Origin of the sequence: Pseudomonas sp. P42, from assembly GCF_017973755.1 — a bacterium.
GTDB lineage: Bacteria > Pseudomonadota > Gammaproteobacteria > Pseudomonadales > Pseudomonadaceae > Aquipseudomonas > Aquipseudomonas iridis.
Genome location: NZ_JACOPU010000007.1, coordinates 417,342 through 439,651 on the forward strand (window position 1 = coordinate 417,342; position 22,310 = coordinate 439,651).

Consider the following 22,310-nt stretch of genomic DNA (forward strand, 5'->3'; position numbering starts at 1 on the left):
ATGTTCAGAGCACCATAGGACTGACGTAATACAAGAGCAAAGCCTGAAACAAAAACGGCTGCCCGATGGCAGCCGTTCTAAAGGTTGATGACAAAGCATGGCGGGGCCTAAACGCCAATCACACCATTTCGTTAAGAATCCATTCAACCACCGAGGTGCGTTTCGGCGTCCAGCCCAGCAGTTCGCGGGCGTGTTTGCCGCGTACCCGGCTGTTGGAGCCGAGGCCGTAGTTGGCCATTTCATAGCCCCACTCGGCTTCGGCATCCGGAAGTGGCCAGTCTTGTGGCTGGCCCAGGTTGAGGGCTTCGGCCATGGCGGTGGTCATGTCGATGAACGACGCTTCGCCGCTTTCGACAAAGTAGAACGTGCCGGGGACGTTTTTGGTCAGCGCCAGCAGGTACAGGGCGACGACGTCCTCGATGTGTACGTTGGACCAGATGTTCTGACCCGTGCCGACGTGGCGAACCACAGCGCTTTTGCGCGCCTGTTTCAGCAAGCGCGGCAATTGCACGCTGTCGCGGTTGACGCCCAGGCTGTGGCCGTAGATCAGGGTGTTGCAGATGACGGCCGAATTCACGCCATCCTTCGCGGCATCGAGGATCAGGTTGTCGATGGCCACGCGTGCGGCTTTGTCGACGGTCGGCTCGGGAAGGTTGTCTTCGTAGTAGATGACGTCACTGGACTTGCCGCCGGATGCATCGCCGACGATGCTCGAACCGCTGGTGTGCAGGAACACTTTGTTGGAGCCGCGCAAAGCGTCGAGCAAAGCTTCGACCGCGGCGCGGTGGTCGCTGCTGGCGGCGTTGATCACTGCGTCGGCAGCGCGGGCCTGTTCGGCGAGCAGTGTTTTGTCGTCGAGGGTGCCGATCACCGGGGTGATGCCCAGTGCTTTGAGTTCATCGGCTTGTTCGGCGCTGCGCACCAGACCCGTAACATTGTGGCCGGCCTGAGCCAGACCGGTAGCGATGGAGCCGCCGATAAAACCGGCAGCGCCGGTGACGAATACGTTCATGGAGAAACTCCCTGCGTGAGTAAGTGATGGGACGAGTATTGACCGACGACGGCGGTCGAAAAACCCGCGCTCGCCCAAATCACTGTTGCGCAGAGGTCACGAATCAACCCTTGAAATCGGCGCTGGCGTAAGCCGCGAGTTTGCTCTGGATGAAGTCGAGGAAGCACTGAATCCGCAGCGCCAGTTGCGAGTTACGGTAGTAAACGGCGTTGATCGGTTGGCGATAACCACTGTTGAATTCCGCCAGCACGACCTTCAAACGCCCGGCGCGGATGTCGTCGATGGTCATGAAGTGCGACAGGCACGCGATGCCCTGCCCTTCCAGCGCCAAGTGCCGAACGGTTTCGCCGCTGGAGGCGCTGATGGCCGGGGTGATGGGCCAGCGGTCACCGTGCACATAACGCAACGGCCACTGATTGAGGCCTTCGTTCTGGGTAAAACCGAGCAAGGCGTGTTCGCTGAGGTCGGCCACTTGCAGCGGCGTGCCGTGGGTTTTCAGATAGGCAGGGCTGGCGACGATCAGCAGCGGACTGCAACCCAGCGACCGCGCATGCAATGTCGAATCGGCGAGAGTGCCGATGCGGATGGCGACGTCGGTGCTTTGTTCCAGCAGGTCAATGATCAGGTCATTGCTGTTGAGTTCGAGCTGGATGTCCGGGTAGAGCTGACGGAATTCGTCGATGTAGGGCACGACGGCGTGCAGCATGAACGGCGACGCGGCGTTGATCCGCAGGCGTCCGGACGGGGTTTGCTGGCGTGAGGACAGGCGTTCTTCGAGTTGCTCCATCTGATCGAGAATCAGCTTGGCCTGCTCAAAGAAATACTTGCCCTCCTCGGTCAGGTCCATGCGCCGCGTGGTGCGGTTGATCAGCGTGGTATCAAGCTTGGCTTCCAGCCGCGACAACGTGCGGCTGACGGCCGACGGCGTCTGCCCGACCTGCTCGGCAGCGGCGGAAATCGAACCGCACTCGATCACACAGACGAAAATCTGCAACTCATCGGATCTGGCTTTCACGGGTGTCCTCTTTGAAATCGCCAAGATCGCAGCCTTCGGCAGCGCCTACAGTGAAATGCGTTCCCCTGCAGGCGCTGCCGAAGGCTGCGATCTTTTGCTGTTACAACCGATAGTAGCCCGAAACCACTCAAGCCTTGAGGCCAAACACCTCGCTCAAATGCTGCTCGTAGCGCGCCACATCATTCTCGATGTTCGGACGCTTCATCACGTCGACACACAGAAACGTCGGCAACCCGGTCATGCCCAGAAACTCATTGGCCTTGTGAAACGGGAAGTACACCGCGTCCACACCCTTGGCTTCGAAGAAATCAGTCGGGTCATCAAACGCTTGCTGCGGCGCGTTCCACGTCAGCGAGAGCATGTATTGCTTGCCCTGGACCAGACCACCACTGCCGTACTTCTGCGACGCATCGGAACGGGTGCGACCATCGCTGGCGTAGAGGCTGCCGTGGCCTTCGGTGAAGACTTCGTCAATGTACTTTTTTACCGTCCACGGCGCGCCCATCCACCAGCCCGGCATCTGATAAATGATCACGTCGGCCCAGAGGAATTTGGCGACTTCTTCAGCGACGTCATACCCCTCGTCGATGAAGGTCGTCTTGACGTCGACACCGCCGCGATCCAGCACGCTCAGCGCGGTTTCGTGCAGGGTGGTGTTGTAGCGACCGTCGGAGTGAGCGAATTTTTTACCGCCATTGAGCAACAACACTTTTTTCATGAGAAAGCCTCGGCGCAGCCATCGGGCTGGGTGAAGAAGGGAAAATTGAATGGCGGCAGGTTAACGATCAGCCTCGCGCGAAATAAGCCACGGTCGCGCAAAATACATTTGATTAAAAAGCACGAATCGATAGCTGATTGTTGCCGTAGCATTCGCAGCCATCTGAATTTGAGGAGTTGTTCCGATGAGTGAACGTCTGGGTTTCATCCTGCACGCCAAGACCCGTCCGGAAAAAGCCGCGGCTTTCGAAGCGCTGTTCCGTGCCTATGTCGAGCCAAGCCGCGCCGAGCCGGGCTGCATCGAATATCACATGCTGCGCGACAAAGAAGATCCGACACTGTTCATCTTCTACGAGATCTGGGCATCCCAGGCGCATCTCGATGTGCACTCGAACCTGCCGCACATGAAGCAGTTTTTCGAGCAGCGCATGGAGTTTCTGGAGCGAGATTTCGACATTCGCTCGATCGACATGCTCAGTGAATCGTCGGCTAGCCGCTGATCAGCAAGTGGGCGCCGAGCGCGCCCAGACCGATGAAGAACACGCGCTTGAACAGCACCGCGCTGATTCGCTGACGCAGCCATTGGCCGAGCAACATGCCAAGCACTGCCGGAACCAGCGCCAGCAGCGAGGCGCTCAATTCACCGCCACCCAACGCGCCACGCCAGAGCAAGCCGCCGGCCAACGCCAGGGTCGAGACGGTAAACGACAGCCCGAGCGCCTGCACCAGTTCATCGCGATTCAAACCCAGCGCTTGCAGGTATGGCACTGCGGGAATCACGAAGACTCCGGTGGCTGAAGTGATGATGCCGGTGATCGCCCCGCAGACCGGGCCAAGCCATGGCTCATGGCGCGGATGTATGTGCAGCGTCGGCAGGAACAACCCGCTCAACGCATACAGCAAAAGCGCCGCGCCCAGTCCGCGTACCACCCAATGTCCGCCGACCATGCCGATCGATAACGTGCCGATACCGGTGCCGAGGAAAATCATCAAAAACATCGGCCAGAGGCGTTTGATCAATCCTTCCAAGTGACCGCCAAACGCCAGTTGCCAGACGTTGGTCAATGTTGCCGGGATGATCAGCAACGCAGCAGCCTGTGATGGGGCCATAGCCAGACCGAGCAGCCCCATGGCGACGGTGGGCAGACCAAGGCCAATGACGCCTTTGATCAGACCGGCGAGCATGAAGGTGGCGATGACCAGCAGGGACAGGACCAGACCGAGGTTTTGGTAGAAATCTGCGAGTGTGTTCATGGCGCTACTGTGCGCCAGTCGGGACTGACTGAAAATCTGCCATATACTGAGACAGCCTCTGCCAATGCAAGAGGCTTGGAAATTCATTAAGGCAACTGGCCCCATCGCTGGCAAGCCAGCTCCCACAGGTTTATCGGTTGCATTCAAAACCTGAGTACACACAAAACCCTGTGGGAGCTGGCTTGCCAGCGATGGGGTCTATCCATAAACCACAAAACCAGAGGCTGCCCATGCACTTCGACCTCACCGATCTGCGCCTCTACCTGCACATCCTCGACACCGGCAACATCACCGCCGGCGCTGCCCGCAGCCATCTCTCCCTCGCCGCCGCCAGCGCAAGAATCCGCGCGATGGAAGCCTCACTGGGCACCGACTTTCTCCAGCGCGGTCGTCGTGGCGTCATCCCGACACCGGCCGGCAAAGCGTTGGCCCACCACGCACGCGTCCTCCTGCAACAAGCCGAACGCATGCAGCAGGATCTCGCCGAATACGCACAAGGCGTCAAAGGTCAGGTGCGGTTGTTGTGCAACACCACCGCAATCACCGAGTACCTGCCGGAAGTGCTCGCGGACTTCCTGCGCAGCCATCCCAATCTCGACATCGACCTGCAAGAGCTGCCCAGCGCCCGCATCACCCACGCCTTGCGTCAGGGGGCGGCGGATCTTGGGATCGTTTCCGACGCGGTCGACACCAGCGACCTACAAACCCAGTCCTTTCGTGACGATCCACTGGTACTGATTCTGCCGCTGGATCACCCATTGTCTGACGCCGTCGAGGTCAGTTTCAGCGATGCCTTGCGCTACGACTTCGTAGCACTGGGCGCCGACAGCGCACTGGCGATCTATCTTGAAGAACAGGCGTTGCACAGCGGCTCGCGCATGCAGATCCGCATTCGCGCCGACGGTTTCGATGGCGTGATGCGCATGGTCGGCCACGGGGCCGGACTGGCGATCGTGCCGCTGGCTGCCGTCGAGCGCGCAACGCCACGCTCATTCAAAAGCGTTGCCCTCGACGAGCCTTGGGCGCGCCGCACGTTGCTGCTGTGCGCGAAGGATTTCAGCGCTCTGCCGAGTTACGCCAACGCGCTGCTGAAAGCCTTGACTCTCCCCTAAGGGGCAGACTTCATCCTTGGCTTTTTTACAGCAGGGACGATGACCATGGGCAAACGCATTCTGCTGATTCTCGGCCATCCTTCTACCAAGAGTTTTTGCGCTGCACTCGCTGAGCGCTACGCACAATCAGCACTCGATGCCGGACACGAGGTGCGCCAGTTGCGTCTTGGCGAGATGGTTTTCGACCCGGTGCTGCGCGACAGTTATCAACAGATCCAGCCGCTGGAAGATGACTTGAACGCGGCACAATCCGACATCCTCTGGGCCGAACATCTGACACTGGTTTACCCGATCTGGTGGGGCGGTATTCCGGCGTTGCTCAAAGGTTTTTTTGATCGGGTGTTTCTCCCGGGTTTTGCCTTCAAATATCGCTCGGGCAAAGCGTTTCCCGAAAAACTGTTGGCCGGACGCACCGCTGATTTACTGGTGACCATGGATACTCCGCCCTGGTATTACCGCTGGATCTATCGCATGCCCGGGCTGCATCAGGTGCGCAAGACGACCCTCGATTTCTGTGGGATCAAACCCTTGCGCACGCTGACTTTCGGGCCGGTGCTCGGCTCAAGCGATCAGCAACGGCAAGCCTGGTTGGGACAGGTGCAGGCTATCGCCAGTCGCTGAGTCTGCCGATAATGCGCTGCGCTGTTACTTGTTGAAAAAAGGACTTATATGTACATCGGCCAAGCCGCGCAACGTTCCGGCACCACCATCAAAAGCATTCGCCACTACGAGTCGATCGGCCTGTTGCCCACACCCCGGCGACAGGGGAACTACCGCCTCTACGATCAGCAGAGTGTCGAACTGCTGATCTTCATCAAGTGCGCCAAAGACATGGGTTTTCGGCTCAAGGAGTTGCAGGCGATCTTCTGCGAACATCACGGTGAGGCGATGCCGTGGGCGTTGGCGCAACAAGCCATAGAAGCGAAAAAAAGCGAGATCAACCGCACCATGGCCGAACTCACGCGCCAGTACGCGCAACTCGAAGGGTTCGAAGTCGAGCTGGAGCGAGCCAGAGTCGAATGCCCGCTGGAGAAACTCTAACGATCTGCGCGTTTCTGAGCAGCTTGATGTCGAGTACAGACAACTGACCGGCGACCGGGCGCTATAGGGTGCGACTTCAGTTCACAGCCCACAGCCCGGAGTTCTCATGACCGCGACCGCCCCTATCACCGTTCTGCGCGATACCCATCCGCTGCCGGTACTCGACGCCTGCAAATGGGAAAAACTCGAAGGCGACCCGCACACCGTCAACCTCAATGCCTACACCAGCGAAGACGGCAGCAAGATCATGGGCACCTGGATCTGCACGCCGGGCAAGTGGCGAGTCGATTATGTGAAGTGGGAGTACTGCCATTTTCAGGAAGGCTACTGCGTGATCACCCCCGACGGCATGGAACCCATCCACCTGCGCGCCGGCGACATCTTCGTGGTTGAGCCGGGGATGAAAGGCACATGGGAAGTGGTCGAGACGGTGCGCAAATATTTCGTGTTTGCCTGATGCAAAAAAGCCGGGAAACCACCCGACGTGGTTTCCCGGCAAACAATATCAGATACACGCAATTCTCTTGTGGGAGCGAGCCTGCTCGCGAAAGCGGACGGTCAGTCACTTCCTTGTTGAAGCGACCGCCGTCATCGCGAGCAGGCCGCTCCCACAGTTTTTTCAGCGCTGCCCTTCAATTGCAGGCTTGCGATAGCTGTTGATAATCGCCGAGAAATCTTTCCCGCCGTCCCCGCGCTGGCTCATTGCCTGATACAGCTGCTGCGCCACCGCGCCCAGTACAACTGGCTGATGTGCCTGACGCGCCGCTTCAGTCGCAAGGCCCAGATCCTTGAGCATCAATTCCGCACCGAAACCACCGATGTACCCACGAGAAGCCGGCGCTGTTTCGACGATGCCCGGCCACGGGTTGTACATTTCCGAACTCCAGCAACGCCCGGTCGAACTGTTGATGATCCCGGCCAGCACCGACGTATCGATCCCCAGCGCATCGCCTAGCGCCATCGCTTCACTGACGCCGACCATCGAAATCGCCAGCAGCAGGTTGTTGCAGATTTTGGCGATCTGCCCGGTGCCCACTTCACCACAATGAACGATGTTGCGGCCCATCTGCGCCAGCACCGGTTGCAGGGTGGCGAACAGTTCCGGCGTGGCGCCGACCATGAAGGTCAGGGTCCCGGCAGTCGCACCGCCCGTACCGCCGGACACCGGTGCATCGGCCATGGCCACGCCTTGTTTGGCGGCAGCCGCAGCGACGTCACGAGCAGTCTGCGGATCGATGGTGCTGCAATCCACCGCCGGCACGCCTTTGCCGATGCCGGCGAGAACACCGTCTTCGCCGAGCCAGACGCTGCGCACGTGCACGGCGGCCGGGAGCATGGTGATCACCAGTTCGGCGTCCTCGGCAGCCTCGCGGGCCGAAGCGCGGATGGTGCCGCCCATCTGCTCCAACTCCGCCAACACGGTTTTGTTCAAGTCGACCAGATTCAGCGAATGGCCAGCCTTGATCAGGTTGCGCGCCATCGGCGCACCCATGTTGCCCAGACCGATAAATGCGATTTTCATGGCATGTTCCTCAGCGCAGGTTGATGGTGGTGTTCACGCCGTCGTTGACGCTGTCGTCATCGAACCAGCGCGCCGTGACCGTTTTGGTCTGCGTGTAAAACTGCACCACTTGCTTGCCGTACGGGCCGAGGTCGCCGAGTTTCGAACCGCGCGAACCGGTGAAGCTGAAGAACGGCACCGGCACCGGAATCGGGATGTTGATGCCAACCTGACCGACATCGATTTCCGTCTGGAATTTACGCGCCGCCGCACCGCTCTGGGTGAACAGACCTGTGCCGTTACCGAACGGGTTGGCGTTGACCAGCGCAATCGCCTGATCAAGCGTATCGACTTCCAGCACCACCAGCACCGGGCCGAAGATTTCCTGGGTGTAGATCTGCATGTCGGTGGTCACGCCCGAGAACAGGGTCGGGCCGACGAAGTTGCCTTGCTCGTAACCCGGCACGCTGATGTCGCGACCGTCCAGCTCAAGCTTGGCGCCTTCCTTGATGCCGCTTTCGATCAGCTCGAGAATCCGCGCCTTGGCCTTTTTCGAGATCACCGGGCCGACATCGGTGCCCGGCTCGTTACCGGCGTTGACGGTGAGTTTCTGCGCCAGCGCTTTCAGGTCCGGCAGCCATTGTTTCGCCGCGCCCACCAGCACCACTACCGAAGTGGCCATGCAACGTTGTCCCGCCGCACCGAAACCGGCACCGACCAGCGCATTCAGCGCTTGCTCGCGATTGGCGTCCGCCAGCACCACGGCGTGGTTTTTCGCACCCATCATCGATTGCACGCGTTTGCCGTGTTTGCCGGCCAGGTCATAAACGTGAGTGCCGACAGCGGTCGAGCCGACGAAGGACACGGCTTTGATGTCCTTGTGGGTGCACAGGCCATCAACCACGTCTTTGCCACCGTGAACCACGTTGAGCACGCCCGCTGGCACACCGGCCTCAACCGCCAACTCCACCAGCAACATGGTCGACATCGGATCCTGTTCCGAAGGCTTCAATACGAAAGTGTTGCCGCAAGCAATGGCCATCGGGAACATCCACAGCGGAATCATCGCCGGGAAGTTGAACGGCGTGATGCCGGCACAAACGCCGATCGGCTGGCGCAGGGTGTAAGTATCGACGCCACCCGCGACGTTCTCGGCGAACTCGCCCATTTGCAGGCTGCCGATGGAGCAGGCGTGCTCGACCACTTCCAGGCCACGGAAAATATCGCCCTCGGCGTCGGCAATGGTTTTGCCCTGCTCGGCGCTCAGCACCACGGCGATACGCTTGGAGTGCTCGCGGATCAGCGCTTGCAGCTTGAGCATGATGCGCATCCGCGCGCCGATCGGAGTCAGTTTCCAGGTCTGGAAGGCACGCTGGGCGGCGCTGACGGCGGCATCGACTTCAGCGGCGGTAGCGAACGGGACTTTGGCCAGCACTTGCTGGGTCGCCGGGTTGACGATGTCGTGCCACTCGGTGGTTTGCGACTCGACCCACTCGCCGTCGATCAGCAGCTTGACCTTCTGCAGTGTGGTTTCGTTGGGCGTAAGCGATGCGTTCATGCTGGTCTCCGAAACTTGTTTTTATCGTAGGAGCCAAGGCGAAAGGTTCGCCTTGAGATGAGGCCTGTGTCACGAGTTGGTTGTCGGACTGTTTTTGGAGTATAGATGTGCAAACTTCTAATAAGAACGCACATAAAAGCCCGTCCATCATGCAAAAAAACATCACCTCTCTAGGTTCGCTGAACTGGGACGACCTCAAGTTTTTCCTCGAAGTTGCCCGCACCCGCAAAGCCAGCACCGCGGCTAAACGGCTGGCGGTCGACTACACCACCGTGTCGCGGCGGATCAGTTCGCTGGAAGCGGCGTTAGGCACGTTGCTGTTCGAGAAATCGCGGACCAGCGGCTTCGTACTCACCACCGAAGGCCAGCGTTTGCTGGGATACGCCGAATCGATTGAAAGCACATTGCACATGGCCTGCGAGCAGGTTTCAGGCTCTGGCGTGGCGCTGTCCGGGCATGTGCGCATGGGCTGCACTGAAGGTTTCGGCAGTTTTTTCATCACGCCGCAACTGAGCCATTTCGTCGACGCCTACCCGGCAATTTCGGTAGACATCCTGCCGCTGCCGCACTTCATCAGCCTGTCCAAGCGTGAGGCCGACATCGTCATCGCGCTGGAACGCCCGGAGCACGGGCCGTACGTCTGCTGCAAACTCTGCGACTACCGCTTGCAGCTCTATGCGACCCAGGACTACCTCGACAAACACCCACCGATCCGCCGCCCGGCAGACTTGGGCAAGCATCAATTCATCAGTTATGTGGATGACCTGGCGTTCAGCTCGGAGCTGCTTTACCTGGCGAATGCGCTACCGGGTGCCAGCGCGAACTTGCGCAGCACCAGCGTGATCGCGCAATTCGTCGCGGCGCAGCAAGGTCGCTCACTGGCGATTCTGCCGTGTTTCCTCGCCGCACAGGACCCGCGTTTGTTGCCGGTGCTGCCGGAAGAAATCGACATTACCCGGCAGTTCTGGATGTACTGCCGGGAGGATCTGCGCAAGTTGAAGCGGATCACCTTGTTGTGGGATTACATCAGGGAGGTGACCGAGCGTAATCAGGGTCTGCTGATGGGGCAGACCCGTGAGATGCAGTTCGCCGATTAATCGGCGCTGACCACAATCGAAACCCGACGGTTTTCCGTGCGGCCCGCGGCGGTGTCGTTGGATGCCACCGGCTCGCTGCTGCCCAGCCCGCGCAGCTGTATGTTTTCTTGCTTCATGCCAACCGTGCCCAATACGTTGGCGACGCTCTTGGCCCGGCGCAATGACAGTTGCTGGTTGTAAGTTTCCTTGCCCGACGCATCGGTGTGGCCGTCGACCCGTACCCGCTCAATGCCCACGCCCAACAGGGCTTTGCCGATGCGCGAGACGATCTCGGTGCTCTGTGTATTGAGGCTCTCGACATCGCTGCCGAACAGCACTTTGCCGGACAGGCCGAACTCCCAGCCATCGTCAGTCAGCTCGAAGCCTTGTTGCTTGAGCACGGCAACCTGCGCCGCAGAGAGGCCTTTTTGCGGGGCGGTCTGGCAACCGGTCAGCGCCAATATGGCCATCAACATCAGCGTGGAAAACAGTCGAGAAGGAAAAGTGAACACGGAAATTAGCTCCTGGTTTGAACGGGATTGACCGGGTACTCCGACCCGGCCGTGGATTGAGCGCCACGCGACAGGCGCTTGGCTTGATACATCGCCGCGTCGGCAGCGTTGAGCAGCGCACCGGGGGTGACGCCATGATCGGGGTAAACCGCGATGCCGATACTGAGCGACGTCACAACACTGGCATCACCCGGCAGGGCGATCGGCATGTCCATGCTCGCGAGAATCTTGTCAGCGATGCGTTCGGCGTCTTCGACCTTGTGCAGAGGCGCGAGCAGTACGGCGAATTCGTCCCCGCCCAGTCGCGCGACCAAATCTCCTTCACGCAATTGCGCGCGCACCCGATTGGCTACCGCCACCAGTACCGCGTCACCGGCCGCATGGCCAAAGTTATCGTTGATGCCTTTGAAACGGTCGCTGTCCAAAAACAGTACAGCCACGCGCTCCTTGAGTTTGCCGGCATTGCGCAGGGCCCGAATCAAGCGGCCCTCGAAATAGGCGCGGTTCGGCAACCCGGTAAGACTGTCGTGACTGGCCTGGTGGGCCAGGGTCTCGTTTTCGCTTTTCAGATGGGTTTGCCACGATTCCAGTTCGTCGAGCAAGGCGTTGAAGTCATTGCCGAGGTTGTCGAGTTCAGCGATCTGCGCTGGCGGCACGCGCCGATCCAGCGCTCGTTCGCTACGGGCGGCGTGGGCCACGGTCGCCAGGCTGCGCAACGGGCCGATGATCTCGCGCAATTGTCGCCGCGCCAGATAGATCGCCACCCAGGCGCTGATGGCAGTACAGAGAATGATCCCCGCCAGACCGCTGAGCAGAAAACGCATCAGACTGCCGCCGTGACCGGTGAGCAGAACACGTCCGATCTCGCGATTCTGATGGGTGATCGGCAAGTCGATCGGCTTTTCCAGAATCGCCCGGGCGAGTTGCATTTCCAACTCAGAGATCAAACCGGTTTCTGGTCGCCGCCATCGCGCGAGCAGTTGACCTCGGGCATCCAGCACCTGAGCGTCTGCCACTTCTTCGGCCGATGCGATCATTGCCAGCGATTCAGTGGCGGCAGCCTTGTCGTTGAACACGACCGCCGCTTCCACGGTGTAGCTGATCGACCGGGCGATCAAATGCAGGTTGTGATCGGCATATACCCGCAACGCCAAAACGCCCAGCAGGGTCAGCGAGACACTGGCCATCGCCACTGCCAGCAGTGCGACCGTCAGGTGCCCACGGCCGAGAACCGAGCCTAACGTTGGGCGCGTATTGGATCTGAACAGTCTCATTGTGCCGCCGATTTGCGGCGTGACAACTGCAGCACGCTTGGATGAATGCGCACGCCACTGCGGGCAACAGAGTCAAGATTGACTTCGAAGGACACCTGCTCATCGCCGACGCGCAGACAGAACAGACTGCCGACCGTGCACTGATCGTCGCCCTCGCTGATGCTCAGCACCGGGTGCCCTGTCAGCGAAGCGAACAGTCGACTGCGTTCATCTGCGGTGAGTTTGCCGATATACACCGCATCGCATTCGGTGACGATGGCCGGGTTGTCGGCCAGCAGACGATGCACGACAACTGGCCTGCCGGTGGCCTGAGTAGTGCCCTTGACCAGATCATCGGTGTATTCAGTGGGGCCGACGATGCACAGGCGCAGTTGCGCAGGCTCTACCGGCCAGCGTGCGTAGCTGAGAATACCCAGCACAACCTGGGTGACCGCCTGCGCCCGCTGTTCGGCCATGCCGGGCGGCGTTTGCGGTTGCGCGACGGCAGCGCCCGCCAGCAAACAGAGCAGACCGACAAGCACTGCGTGCTTGCAGCGAAATACGCGCTCTGTCGCCCAGACAGCCACCTTCATGCAGGGATTCTCTTGGATCGTAACGGAATGATGCCGCAACGATAGCACAGCGCTGAATCACCAGCGAGGCGCGGACTCCTGACCGGATGGTCAGTAGTCAGCCTCATTCAACGAAACCTTCATCCCCGGGGCTCGGTGCCCTCCTCCAGTTCCAGCATCAACCCGCTCAAGCGTTTTACCTTGCGCTGCACGGCCTCTTCAAAAACTCCGGCACGCGGTTCGATCAAGGTGAACCAGTGCTTGGCCCGGGTGATGCCGGTATAGATCAGCTCCTTGGTCAGCACGGGGTTCAAGGCGTCCGGCAGGATCAATGCGGTGTGGGCGAACTCCGACCCTTGAGACTTGTGTACGGTCATCGCGTAGACGGTTTCGACATCATTTAAACGACTTGGCAACACAAAGCGCACACCACCCTGGCCGTCGTTGCGCGGAAAAGCCACGCGCAGCACCGGTTTACCGGCGTCAGGACCTTCGCGCTCGGGCAGTTTGAGGGCAATGCCAATGTCACCGTTCATCAGGCCCAGACCGTAGTCATTGCGGGTCATCAGCACTGGCCGACCTTCGTACCATTGCTGGTCGTTATCGATCAGTCTCGCCTTGAGCAATGCAGCGGTGATGCGCTGGTTCAAACCTTCCACACCCCACGGCCCCTTGCGCACCGCACACAACAACTGGAAGGTGTCGAATGCCTGCAGGACCTCCCGAGCCCAGTTGATCCAGTCCGGATGTTCGAGCGGCCTGCCCAGCGGTGGACGCTGATCACGCAATACATTCAGGTAATGCCGATAGCCTTGCGGTCCGTCGCCATGACCCTCAAGCAAGAGTCGCTCGAGGTGCAGATCGTGCTCGCCCTTGAGCGGCAACGAATACACATCCTCATACTGCCCCGCCACCAGCAACTGACGCGCCTCATCCGGCAACTGTTGATTGACCCGGCGTGCTAGCTGGCCGATACCGCTCCCTTCGCCAAAGCGCCGGGAGTGACGCAGCATCACCACTTGTTGCGCCAGCGGATGGGAGCCGTCGAGGTCCTCATGCAAGCCGCTGGCCTGCAACGATTCACCGCTGACCGACTCCAGCCATTGCCGAGTCTGCGGGCTGTACCAACCGCTTTCGGCGTCACGGCACAAATCCCCCAACACGGCGCCGGCCTCTACCGAGGCCAACTGATCCTTGTCACCCAGCAGCACCAGACGTGCATGGGCCGGCAGGGCGTCGAGCAGGTTGGCCATCATTTCCAGGTCGATCATCGACGCTTCATCGACCACCAGCACATCCAGCGGTAAACGGTTGCCGGCATGGTGGCGGAAGTGTCGCGTACCGGGACGACTGCCCAGCAAGCGGTGCACAGTGGTCACGTCGCAGGGGATTTTTGCGCGTACGCCTTCGGCGACTTTCAGCGATTGCACTTGTTGGCTGATGGATTCGGTCAATCGCGCAGCCGCTTTGCCTGTCGGTGCAGCCAAGCGAATTCGCAGCGGATGACCAGCCTCCACCGCTGGCGATTGCAGCAACGCAAGCAAGCGCACCACTGTGGTGGTTTTGCCGGTACCCGGGCCACCGGTGACGATACTGAATGCACCGCGGGTAGCGAGGGCACAGGCGAGTTTCTGCCAGTCGATCACCTCATCGGTTTTGGCCGACCCGAACAGTTCATTGAGCCGTTGCGGCAGGTCATCCGGCGTCGCCTCGCCCTGGGCGAGACGCTGGCGCAACGCCGTATCGATGCGGCGTTCGTAAGCCCAGTAGCGCCGCAGGTATAAACGTTTTCCGGACAGCACCAGTGGGCGATTCTGCGCGGCTTCGCGGGTATCGGCTGCCAGCGCGACCAGGCCACTGCCCGCCAACGCCTTGCACCAATGCGCGCCATCGAGCGCTTCAAGCAATTGTGAAGGCAGCAACAACACGCCCCCTTGCACGTCGCCTTCGGGTGGCAGCGACAAGGCAAAGTCAGGGGCTTTAAGGGTTTCGAACAAATCCAGACAAACATGACCGTGGCCGAGTTGATGACTGGTCAGCGCTGCAGCGAGCAGCACCAACGGATCGGTATCGGGCTCAAGCTCGTGAAGGAATGCAACGAATGCCTTGTCCAGCGCACGCAGCCAGCCACGCTCGACCCAACGGGTGAGCAACAGCAGCAAGTCATCGGCGCTTGTCAGCGGCGAAAGTCTCGAAAGGCTGTCGGCTGCCAGCGGTGTCGGCAACAGATCGGCAAACGTGCGGCTCATAGCAGGACTCCCTGTTCCCATGCGGGTTCGGCCTTGGGTTCGGGTTTGCCCTGGAACATCCGGTCGAGACGCTCGATCAACTCACGAGGCGGTCGGGCAAAGTACACACCGCGGCTGTCTGAGCGAGTGCCGCGCAAGAACAGGTACAGCGCCCCGCCAACATGCCGGTCGTAATCGTAGTCGGGCAAACGTGCCTTGAGCTGACGATGCAACGCCAACAGATACAACACGTATTGCAGGTCGTAGCGGTTGTCGAGAATCGATTGTTCCATGGCGTGCTCGGTGTAGGCCAGATCGTCCACACCCAGCCAGTTGGACTTGTAGTCGGCCACGTAATAGCGGCCATCGTGTTCAAAGGTCAGGTCGATGAAGCCTTTGAACATGCCGTTGAGTTGCACTGGCTCTGCACCAACCCGGGCCACACCATTGTGGGTGAACTGGCGTACCAGTTCGTCGAGTTTCAGCACGTCGACTTTATGGCTGGCGAACCAGAACTCCATCTCGACACGGTACTGTGTCAGCTGTTCGAGAATCACCGGTGGCCGCCCATCAGCGATTGGCAGTGGCGACTTGAGCAGGTGTTGCAACCAGTCACTGAGGGTGGTGATCCAGCCTTCCCAGCCACGCAGGTTGCAGCGCCGGCCAATCGCGTCCTCCAGCGCCTCGCGGGAAACGGCGAAACCGTCATCACCCGCCCACTCCAGCAAACCGTGAAGAAACGTTCCCGGATTGGGACCACGGGGGAAGCGATGGATATCGGCGCCGCCGGTTATGATTTCTCGCGGCGCATCCGGGTCGAGGCGTTCGTCATCGAAAAGCTTTTGTGCTTGCGGGCTGTCCGGTGCTTCATCGCTGCCGACACTCAGCACATCACTGATGCGCAGCGCGCTATACGACGCGATCCACCAGTTCTCACTGGCCTTGCGCTTGGGCAGCAAAGTGGCACTGAGGACGGCTTCATTGCGCGGTGGTTGGTAATGCTCGTCGGTGGGTTGCGGCATTTCGCCGATGTCGATAGCCGGGCAGTCTTGTTGCAGGTCTTGCAACCACCGGTTGAGTCCACTGGATTCACCCAGAGAAGCACCGCCCCCCAGCAGATAGCCCAGCGCAGAAAGGTGCAGCACCGAGCTGTTGTTATTGCCCCGTTTGAGATCCGTCACGCCTAACCAGCAGGCATGTTGCGCACGAGTCAGGGCGACATAGAGCAAACGCAGATCTTCGGCGAGACGCTCTTCGTCCGCTTGCGCAATCAACTCGACGGTCGGCCTGAGACTCACCTGAGCCTTGCCCGTAGCGTCGTGGTAATGCAGCGGCAATCGACTACCGTCCACGGGTTTCGCCGAGCAGATGAACGGCAGGAACACCAGCGGATACTCAAGGCCTTTGGACTTGTGGATGGTCACGACCTTGACCAGTTGCTCGTCACTTTCCAGGCGCAGGATCTGCTCTTCACCGGCCTGACCCGACAATGCCAGAAGCTCGGCCAAATGGCGGATCAGCGCTTGCTCACCGTCCAGCTCCGCAGCGGCCTGCTGCATCAGTTCGGACAGGTGAAGAAGGTTGGTCAGCACCCGCTCGCCATCGCTGCGTGTCATCAAGGTCTGTGGCAAATGGAAGTCGTGAAGCAGGCGACGCAGCATCGGCAGCACGCCTTGCTTGCGCCAGAGTTCGCGATAGCCACGAAACTGCATGACTCGAGCTTCCCAAACCAGTTCGTCCTGATTCAGCCGCTCCAGTTCAGCCAGTGGCAAGTTCAGAGTGATACAGGCCAGCGCAGCTTTCAGCGAACGTTCGACATCCGGCTCGGCGCAGGCTTTGAGCCAGGACAGCAGGTCGTGGGCCTCTTGGGCCGCAAACACCGAATCCTTGTCCGACAGATAAACGCTACGCACACCGCGGGCGGCAAGCTCGCCGCGAACCGCTTGAGCCTCTTTACCGTCGCGGACGAGGATCGCGATGTCCGAAGGCCGCAGCCCTCTGAAATCTTCACCGTCCTCAACAAACCCCGCACTGCCGGTTTGCCCGCCATTGAGCAATGCCGTTATTTGGCTAGCACAGGCGGCCGCCAACTGTTGCCGATAAACCGCTCCCGACAGCGGTTGGTCTGTGGACAAGTGCCAGACATTCAATGCGCCAATGTCTTGTCCGGAAATCTGCAGTTTCTCTTTACGACCTTGCGATTCCACCGGTTGAAACGGCACGGGGTTCTCGCCGTTTTTCTCCCGGAACAAAAACGCGCCGCGTCCCAGCTCTCGGGACTCGGCGCGTTCGAATACATGGTTGACCGCTTTGACCATGCCGTGACTGGAGCGGAAATTGGTGCCCAGCGTATGCAGTCGGCCGGTGGTGGCCTGACGGGCACGTAAATAGGTGTAGATGTCCGCACCGCGAAAAGCGTAAATCGCTTGCTTGGGATCGCCGATCAAAAACAAACCGGTATCGAGGTTGTTGTCTTCGATGCGATAGATGCTTTCGAAGATGCGGTATTGCACCGGGTCGGTATCCTGGAACTCGTCAATCAGCGCGACCGGGAATTGCTCACGGATCAACGTTGCCAGACGTTCGCCGCCGTCGGATTGCAGCGCAGCATCCAGGCGTAGCAGCATGTCGTCAAAACCCATTTCGGCACGACGGCGCTTCTCTTCTTCAAAGCGCGCGCCCACCCAATTGGCGGCGTGTTGCAGGACAGCGGCATCAGGCGTTGGCAGTGCATCAAGACTCGATCTTAGCCCGGACATAGCATCGAACCCCGGGTGACTTGGGGCCGCCCCCTTCCACGCTTCGGCCATGCCGTCGGGGGTCAGGCGGGTAAAGCCGGTGCCGATGTCCAGTTGCTCCAAAGACTCGTCTTCGGCCCAGGCCTTGAGCTTCTCGAACCAGGGTTCAAAGTAACGCGCCTGCATCTTGCGACCATCGACAGTCTTGCTGGCAACGCCTTGATGACAGATGGCGAGCAACTCGTCCGCCCATTGACGCCAAGGCATCTTCAACTCGATCAATGCCGAGCGGCGCTCCTGCAAACACTCCTCGATAAGCTCAGCGGGTGCCTTGCCTTTGTCGCTGTCGCGCTCGCTGGCGAACAGTCCTCGTACTCGGGGTAGCAACGCTGCAGGTCCACCCCAGTTGCTACGAACCCAATTCAGCGCATCACCCTGCATCGGGTAACAGAACAGCCGCCAGTAATCGCGCAGCACTTCACCGAGCAAATCGCTGTGATCGGTTTCCAGGGATTGAGTGAACAGGCTGCCGCTGTCGAACGCATGCTCGCGCAGCATGCGCTGACACCAGCTGTGGATGGTCGAGACCGCGGCTTCATCCATCCATTGCGCAGCGATATCGAGGCGATTGGCACAGCCGGGCCATTGCTGAGGATCGAACTGATCGCGCAGGTCAGCGATCAATCCGTCAGGGGCCGGGGTCTCGTCGCGAAAAAACCTCGCAGCCTCGGCCAACCGCGTACGAATTCGCTCGCGCAGCTCTTTGGTCGCCGCGTCGGTGAACGTCACCACGAGGATCTGCGGAGGCAACAACTCGCGGGCAAACCCGCTCAACTCACCGCCGTGCCCGAGGATGAGCCGCAGATAGAGCGCAGAAATGGTGAAGGTTTTTCCGGTACCGGCACTCGCTTCGATTAACTGGCTGCCACGCAGCGGAAATGCCAGGGCCAGCGGTGTCTTCGTGCTCATGAGCGTGGACCTTCGCTGGACAATGAACGCCAAGGGGCTTCATGAAGGGGGCGGTACAGGGTGTCGCACCAGCCGGAGAACGTCTCATCCGCGAGTAATGCGTCGAAGTCGGCAAATTGTCGGGACAATGCCGGACTCTCACGGCGTTCACCTTCGCTGGTCTGCCCGTCACCTTCGTAGGCTTTACGGGCCGCAGCGTCAGCTTTGACCGGATCGGTCTGCGACAGCCAGGAGAATGCGGTCTTTACCGCAACCGGCAATGGTTGGCGCATGCCGGCCTGCCAGGCGAGGAGTAAATCGTCTAGGAGGCTAATCGCGCGGGCTTGCTCCATCGGCTCCAGCAGCAATGTGTCGTCACTGGCGACCAATGCCGTGGTCAGTGAAAGTCCGCTGGCGCAGGCGGCAAGATGATTCACCCACGGTTTGGTCAGCCGATGCCACTTACGACTTTTGATTGAGCCGATGCTGTTGGGAATGGTCGTAACTGCTAACAGGCCACCATCAGCGCGCTGATGCAGGCCTGCGAGCCAGCCTTCAAGCCGCAAACCCTGAAAATCGAGATTGACCGGGATGGCGCTGGTCACCGGTGTCGGCCACAACGTCAGTAGCTGTTGATAACGTTGCAACAGGTCGGGGAGCGGTTCGATCAGTTCCCGCTGCAGGCATTCGCCAAAACCGGCCATGGGCAACAATCCGCTGTTTTGCAGGCGTCGAGCCTGAGCCTCAAGTGCCTGATCGATATTGTCCGGTTGTCTGAGGGCAGCTTCGAGCAGGCTGTCGCTGAGCGTATAGCGCTGCAATGCGTCCAGCACAAAAGGTTCTTCATCGGCCAGCGGAGCTTCGGCGGCTTCGAAATACACCTTGAGTCGTTGGGTAAAAAAATGTCGTGTCGGGTTACGCAGGAAATCCTGTAGCAGGGCCAGGCTCAGAGGTTCTTCCTGAACATAAGGCGTGAGCAATTCTGCGTGGATCTGGGGCGCATGCTGTTGATGCAACACCTGCCACTCACTGGCATAGCTGAACAGTGGATCGCCTTCATGGAAATAGCGCGCACTGAACGGCTGCAGCGGATGCTCTTCGGTCATGGCGCCTAACAGATCCTGGCTTTCGTCGATCAATCGCCAGCCGCTGGCGAGGTGATCACGTAACTGGCCAATCAACACCGACGCCGGTCGCTCACTGTTGTCGCGAATGCTGCGGCCGACCCAACTGATATAAAGCTGATCACGTGCCGAGAGGAGCGCCTCGAGCAACAGATAGCGGTCATCTTCACGCCGCGAGCGGTCTCCAGGGCGGTAGTCGCTGCCCATCAGATCGAAATCCAGCGGGGGTTGCGCACGGGGGTAATCGCCGTCGTTCATCCCCAACAAACAAACCAACTTAAAGGGAATGGCGCGCATCGGCATCAACGTACAAAAGTTCACCGCACCGGCCAGGAAGCGCTGAGACAAACGCCCCTGATCCAGTCCGGCGAGCCAGGCTTCACGGACGACAGTCAGCGGCAGCTCATCTACCAGACCTACCGTCTCACAGGTCTCCAGCCAGGTTTCGCGAAGCTCTTCCAGTTGGGTTAGCAAGTAGTCGTCATGTTCATTACTGGCTTTGAAGAACAGCTGCATCAGCGCTTGTAGTCGCTGCCCCCACTCTTTGGGCTGAGCCGGTTGTGTGAGCTGCTGATGGGCGAGCTCCAGCGCATCGAGCAACGCTACCAACGGCCCGATCAATGCGGCATCCAGGCCGCCAATTTCATCATACGGTTCAATCCCTGAGCAGGCATTGGCGGTACCGACGGCGTAACCCAAGAGCATTCGGCGCAGGCCAAAATGCCAGCTGTTCTGTTCAAGTTTGTCCGGCAGCCCGAGCCCGGCACGCTGCTCGGCGTTCATACCCCAACGGACGCCCGCCCCTTCGATCCAGCGATGCAGTGTTGGCAGGTCCCGCTCTTCTACGCCGAACCGGGCACGTAATGCCGGAACGTCGAGCAGGTCGAGGATTTCGCTGACGGGGAAACGACTGTCCGGCAGCTTGAGCAGGTGCTCGACCGCGATCAGTAACGGGTCGCGGCCACGCTGCCCCTGATCCGCCAATGTGAAGGGAATGAAGCGTGGGTCATACCGGTCGAGTTGACCAAACACCGCGCGTATATGCGGTGCATAACTGTCGACATCCGGCACCATTACGATCACATCGCGAGGGCGCAGATTCGGATTGGCACTGAAGCGCGCGAGTAGCTGGTCATGCAGGATTTCCACTTCGCGCTGAGCGCTGTGGGCAATGTGAAAACGGATCGAATCGTCTTCATTCAGATCAACAGCAGGCCAGTGCTCGCGGGTCTCGTTGAGTGGACGCAGCTCCAGGATATCGTCCTGAAGTTGATTCAGCAGATTGTGTGGCTCAGATTCACTAAACAGGTCAATGCGACCGTCGCGAAATACGGCGCGGTAGCTGTTGGGATCGTCGTAACTGTCGAGCAGGTTGATGTAGTCACGACCTTGCTTACCCCATGCTGCCAGTAATGGATGGGCATGCTGGTGCAGTGTTTCGGGGTCCAGCACGACGGGCATTCCGCTCTTGCGGGACTGTCGCTTGTATTGGTGACGCAGCAAATCCTTGTCGGCAACGATATCGGCCCAATGGTGACGGCAAGGGTTATGTACACACAACAGGACCTGGCTGAAACGCGCGAGTCCGGCCAGCGCTTCAAGGACCTGGGCCGGTAACGACGAAATCCCGAAAACAATCACTCGCGATGGCAGTCCTGCTGGAGCTATCGCAAGGTTGTTGATCCGCTCGATGAATCGCTGGTGAACGCCGGCACGACTCTGCGCCATGCCTTGTTCACCCACGTCATTCAGTAGTGCACGCCACAATTCGGCTTGCCAGCAGCTGGTAGCGGGCAAAGATTTTACCTCGCCTCTGACATTTCGTAATTGATGCCGCCCTTCGGCCCAATCCTCAAGCCAGTCAGCCCGATACACCTGATATTGGTCGAAAAGATCCGCTAGACGCTCAGACAATTGATAGCGCTTGCGCAAGTCAGTGTCGTGGGTGAGGAAGCGTTGCAGCGGCTCGAAATGCGCACGGTCGATGACCTGGGGTAGCAAACGCATGAGGCGCCAGGTTAGTGGTGCTTTATCGAGCAGGGATTTGGCCGGAATTTCTTCTCGCCCCAAAACCATGCGATAGAGCTGCCACATAAAGCTACCGGGCAGTTGCACATCAATCGCTGCGGCGATGCCGCAACCACCGAGGTCGTCTTCTTCTGGATCTTCAGCCAAGGCCAGCTTTAGCCATTGGGCGATGCCGTTACTCTGCACCAACGCAATTTCGTTCTCCAGGGGAGCCAGCGGATAGCGCCGCATGATGCTGACCACCAAGCTGCGCAGTTCGTCCAGGCTATTGCTCTGAACCACCATGAATGCAGCGTTGAGGGACTGGGCGTCCGGCATAAAGACTTCCTTGGAAAAGTACGAAAACCAGGTCAGAACCTTAGCATTGTCGGCACGCTATGACAGCCGGACGAGGTCCGTGAATGCTGTAAGAACTTTCCTGCGGGCAAAACAAAACCCCAACTGCTTTCGCAATTGGGGTTTCGGAATTTAATCTTGACGATGACCTACTCTCGCATGGGGAAACCCCACACTACCATCGGCGATGCATCGTTTCACTGCTGAGTTCGGGATGGGATCAGGTGGTTCCAACGCTCTATGGTCGTCAAGAAATTCGGGTACTGAGTCGTGACCAAGTGGCCT

18 protein-coding genes and 1 rRNA gene are annotated in these 22,310 nt (G+C 59.6%); 6 read left to right on the forward strand and 13 right to left on the reverse strand.

Features of this window, described 5'->3' with window-relative positions; all coding sequences use genetic code 11:
* Positions 1-118: 118 nt before the first annotated feature.
* From H8B20_RS23980 to mdaB, 3 genes are all read right to left on the reverse strand, one after another.
* Positions 119-1,012: an NAD-dependent epimerase/dehydratase family protein gene (locus H8B20_RS23980; RefSeq protein WP_210624815.1), complete on the reverse strand. Its 894-nt coding sequence runs from the start codon at positions 1,010-1,012 to the stop codon at positions 119-121.
* A 103-nt stretch (positions 1,013-1,115) separates the two neighbouring features.
* The gene (locus tag H8B20_RS23985) at positions 1,116-2,027 is read right to left on the reverse strand and encodes a LysR family transcriptional regulator (protein WP_200611443.1); all 912 of its coding nucleotides are present in this window, start codon (positions 2,025-2,027) and stop codon (positions 1,116-1,118) included.
* Positions 2,028-2,154: 127 nt separating this feature from the next.
* Positions 2,155-2,745 (reverse strand): NADPH:quinone oxidoreductase MdaB, encoded by a 591-nt coding sequence (mdaB, locus tag H8B20_RS23990; protein WP_042557548.1) that lies wholly within the window; start codon positions 2,743-2,745, stop codon positions 2,155-2,157.
* Positions 2,746-2,929: 184 nt separating this feature from the next.
* Here mdaB and H8B20_RS23995 point away from each other — a divergent pair, with 184 nt between their 5' ends.
* A complete protein-coding gene (locus H8B20_RS23995) occupies positions 2,930-3,244 on the forward strand; it encodes a putative quinol monooxygenase (RefSeq protein ID WP_042557547.1) in 315 nt (104 codons plus the stop codon).
* Here H8B20_RS23995 and H8B20_RS24000 read toward each other — a convergent pair.
* Positions 3,234-3,998, reverse strand: a complete 765-nt coding sequence (locus H8B20_RS24000) for a sulfite exporter TauE/SafE family protein (protein WP_210624816.1) — start codon at positions 3,996-3,998, stop codon at positions 3,234-3,236. The two genes, H8B20_RS23995 and H8B20_RS24000, sit on opposite strands and share 11 nt — an antisense overlap.
* A 230-nt stretch (positions 3,999-4,228) precedes the next feature.
* Between H8B20_RS24000 and H8B20_RS24005 the strand changes: the two genes are divergently transcribed.
* The 4 genes from H8B20_RS24005 to H8B20_RS24020 all read left to right on the forward strand — a co-directional run bounded on the left by H8B20_RS24005 (position 4,229) and on the right by H8B20_RS24020 (position 6,608).
* Positions 4,229-5,110 (forward strand): LysR substrate-binding domain-containing protein, encoded by an 882-nt coding sequence (locus tag H8B20_RS24005; RefSeq protein WP_210624817.1) that lies wholly within the window; start codon positions 4,229-4,231, stop codon positions 5,108-5,110.
* A 45-nt stretch (positions 5,111-5,155) separates the two neighbouring features.
* Positions 5,156-5,731, forward strand: a complete 576-nt coding sequence (locus H8B20_RS24010) for an NAD(P)H-dependent oxidoreductase (protein WP_047299660.1) — start codon at positions 5,156-5,158, stop codon at positions 5,729-5,731.
* A gap of 48 nt (positions 5,732-5,779) precedes the next feature.
* Complete coding sequence (locus H8B20_RS24015; RefSeq protein ID WP_042557543.1) at positions 5,780-6,151, forward strand: MerR family transcriptional regulator; 372 nt, start codon at positions 5,780-5,782, stop codon at positions 6,149-6,151.
* Positions 6,152-6,257: 106 nt separating this feature from the next.
* Positions 6,258-6,608 (forward strand): cupin domain-containing protein, encoded by a 351-nt coding sequence (locus H8B20_RS24020; protein ID WP_023969491.1) that lies wholly within the window; start codon positions 6,258-6,260, stop codon positions 6,606-6,608.
* A gap of 162 nt (positions 6,609-6,770) precedes the next feature.
* Here H8B20_RS24020 and mmsB read toward each other — a convergent pair whose 3' ends face one another.
* Positions 6,771-7,673: a 3-hydroxyisobutyrate dehydrogenase gene (gene mmsB / locus H8B20_RS24025; RefSeq protein WP_210624818.1), complete on the reverse strand. Its 903-nt coding sequence runs from the start codon at positions 7,671-7,673 to the stop codon at positions 6,771-6,773.
* Positions 7,674-7,683: 10 nt separating this feature from the next.
* Positions 7,684-9,210 (reverse strand): CoA-acylating methylmalonate-semialdehyde dehydrogenase, encoded by a 1,527-nt coding sequence (locus tag H8B20_RS24030; RefSeq protein ID WP_210554463.1) that lies wholly within the window; start codon positions 9,208-9,210, stop codon positions 7,684-7,686.
* A 149-nt stretch (positions 9,211-9,359) separates the two neighbouring features.
* On the opposite strand from H8B20_RS24030, the gene H8B20_RS24035 reads away from it, so the two are divergent.
* Positions 9,360-10,307, forward strand: coding sequence for a LysR family transcriptional regulator (locus H8B20_RS24035; RefSeq protein WP_042557540.1), 948 nt, complete (start codon positions 9,360-9,362; stop codon positions 10,305-10,307).
* On the opposite strand, the gene yfiB is transcribed toward H8B20_RS24035, so the two are convergent.
* From yfiB to rrf, 7 genes are all read right to left on the reverse strand, one after another.
* Positions 10,304-10,798: an outer membrane lipoprotein YfiB gene (yfiB, locus tag H8B20_RS24040; RefSeq protein ID WP_475492987.1), complete on the reverse strand. Its 495-nt coding sequence runs from the start codon at positions 10,796-10,798 to the stop codon at positions 10,304-10,306. The genes H8B20_RS24035 and yfiB overlap by 4 nt on opposite strands.
* 5 nt (positions 10,799-10,803) lie before the next feature.
* A complete protein-coding gene (gene dgcN / locus H8B20_RS24045; RefSeq protein WP_210624819.1) occupies positions 10,804-12,072 on the reverse strand; it encodes a diguanylate cyclase DgcN/YfiN in 1,269 nt (422 codons plus the stop codon).
* A complete protein-coding gene (gene yfiR, locus H8B20_RS24050; RefSeq protein ID WP_042557537.1) occupies positions 12,069-12,644 on the reverse strand; it encodes a regulatory sequestration protein YfiR in 576 nt (191 codons plus the stop codon). The genes dgcN and yfiR overlap by 4 nt, the downstream gene beginning before the upstream one ends.
* A 119-nt stretch (positions 12,645-12,763) precedes the next feature.
* Entirely contained in the window at positions 12,764-14,872 is a 2,109-nt protein-coding gene (gene recD / locus H8B20_RS24055) for an exodeoxyribonuclease V subunit alpha (protein ID WP_210624820.1), read from the reverse strand.
* On the reverse strand, positions 14,869-18,558 hold the full coding sequence (gene recB, locus H8B20_RS24060; protein WP_210624821.1) for an exodeoxyribonuclease V subunit beta: 3,690 nt from the start codon (positions 18,556-18,558) through the stop codon (positions 14,869-14,871). Before recB ends, recD begins: the two co-directional genes overlap by 4 nt.
* A complete protein-coding gene (recC, locus tag H8B20_RS24065) occupies positions 18,555-22,007 on the reverse strand; it encodes an exodeoxyribonuclease V subunit gamma (RefSeq protein WP_210624822.1) in 3,453 nt (1,150 codons plus the stop codon). The genes recB and recC overlap by 4 nt, the downstream gene beginning before the upstream one ends.
* A 154-nt stretch (positions 22,008-22,161) precedes the next feature.
* Positions 22,162-22,277: ribosomal RNA gene (gene rrf, locus H8B20_RS24070) — 5S ribosomal RNA — on the reverse strand.
* Positions 22,278-22,310 lie beyond the last annotated feature (33 nt).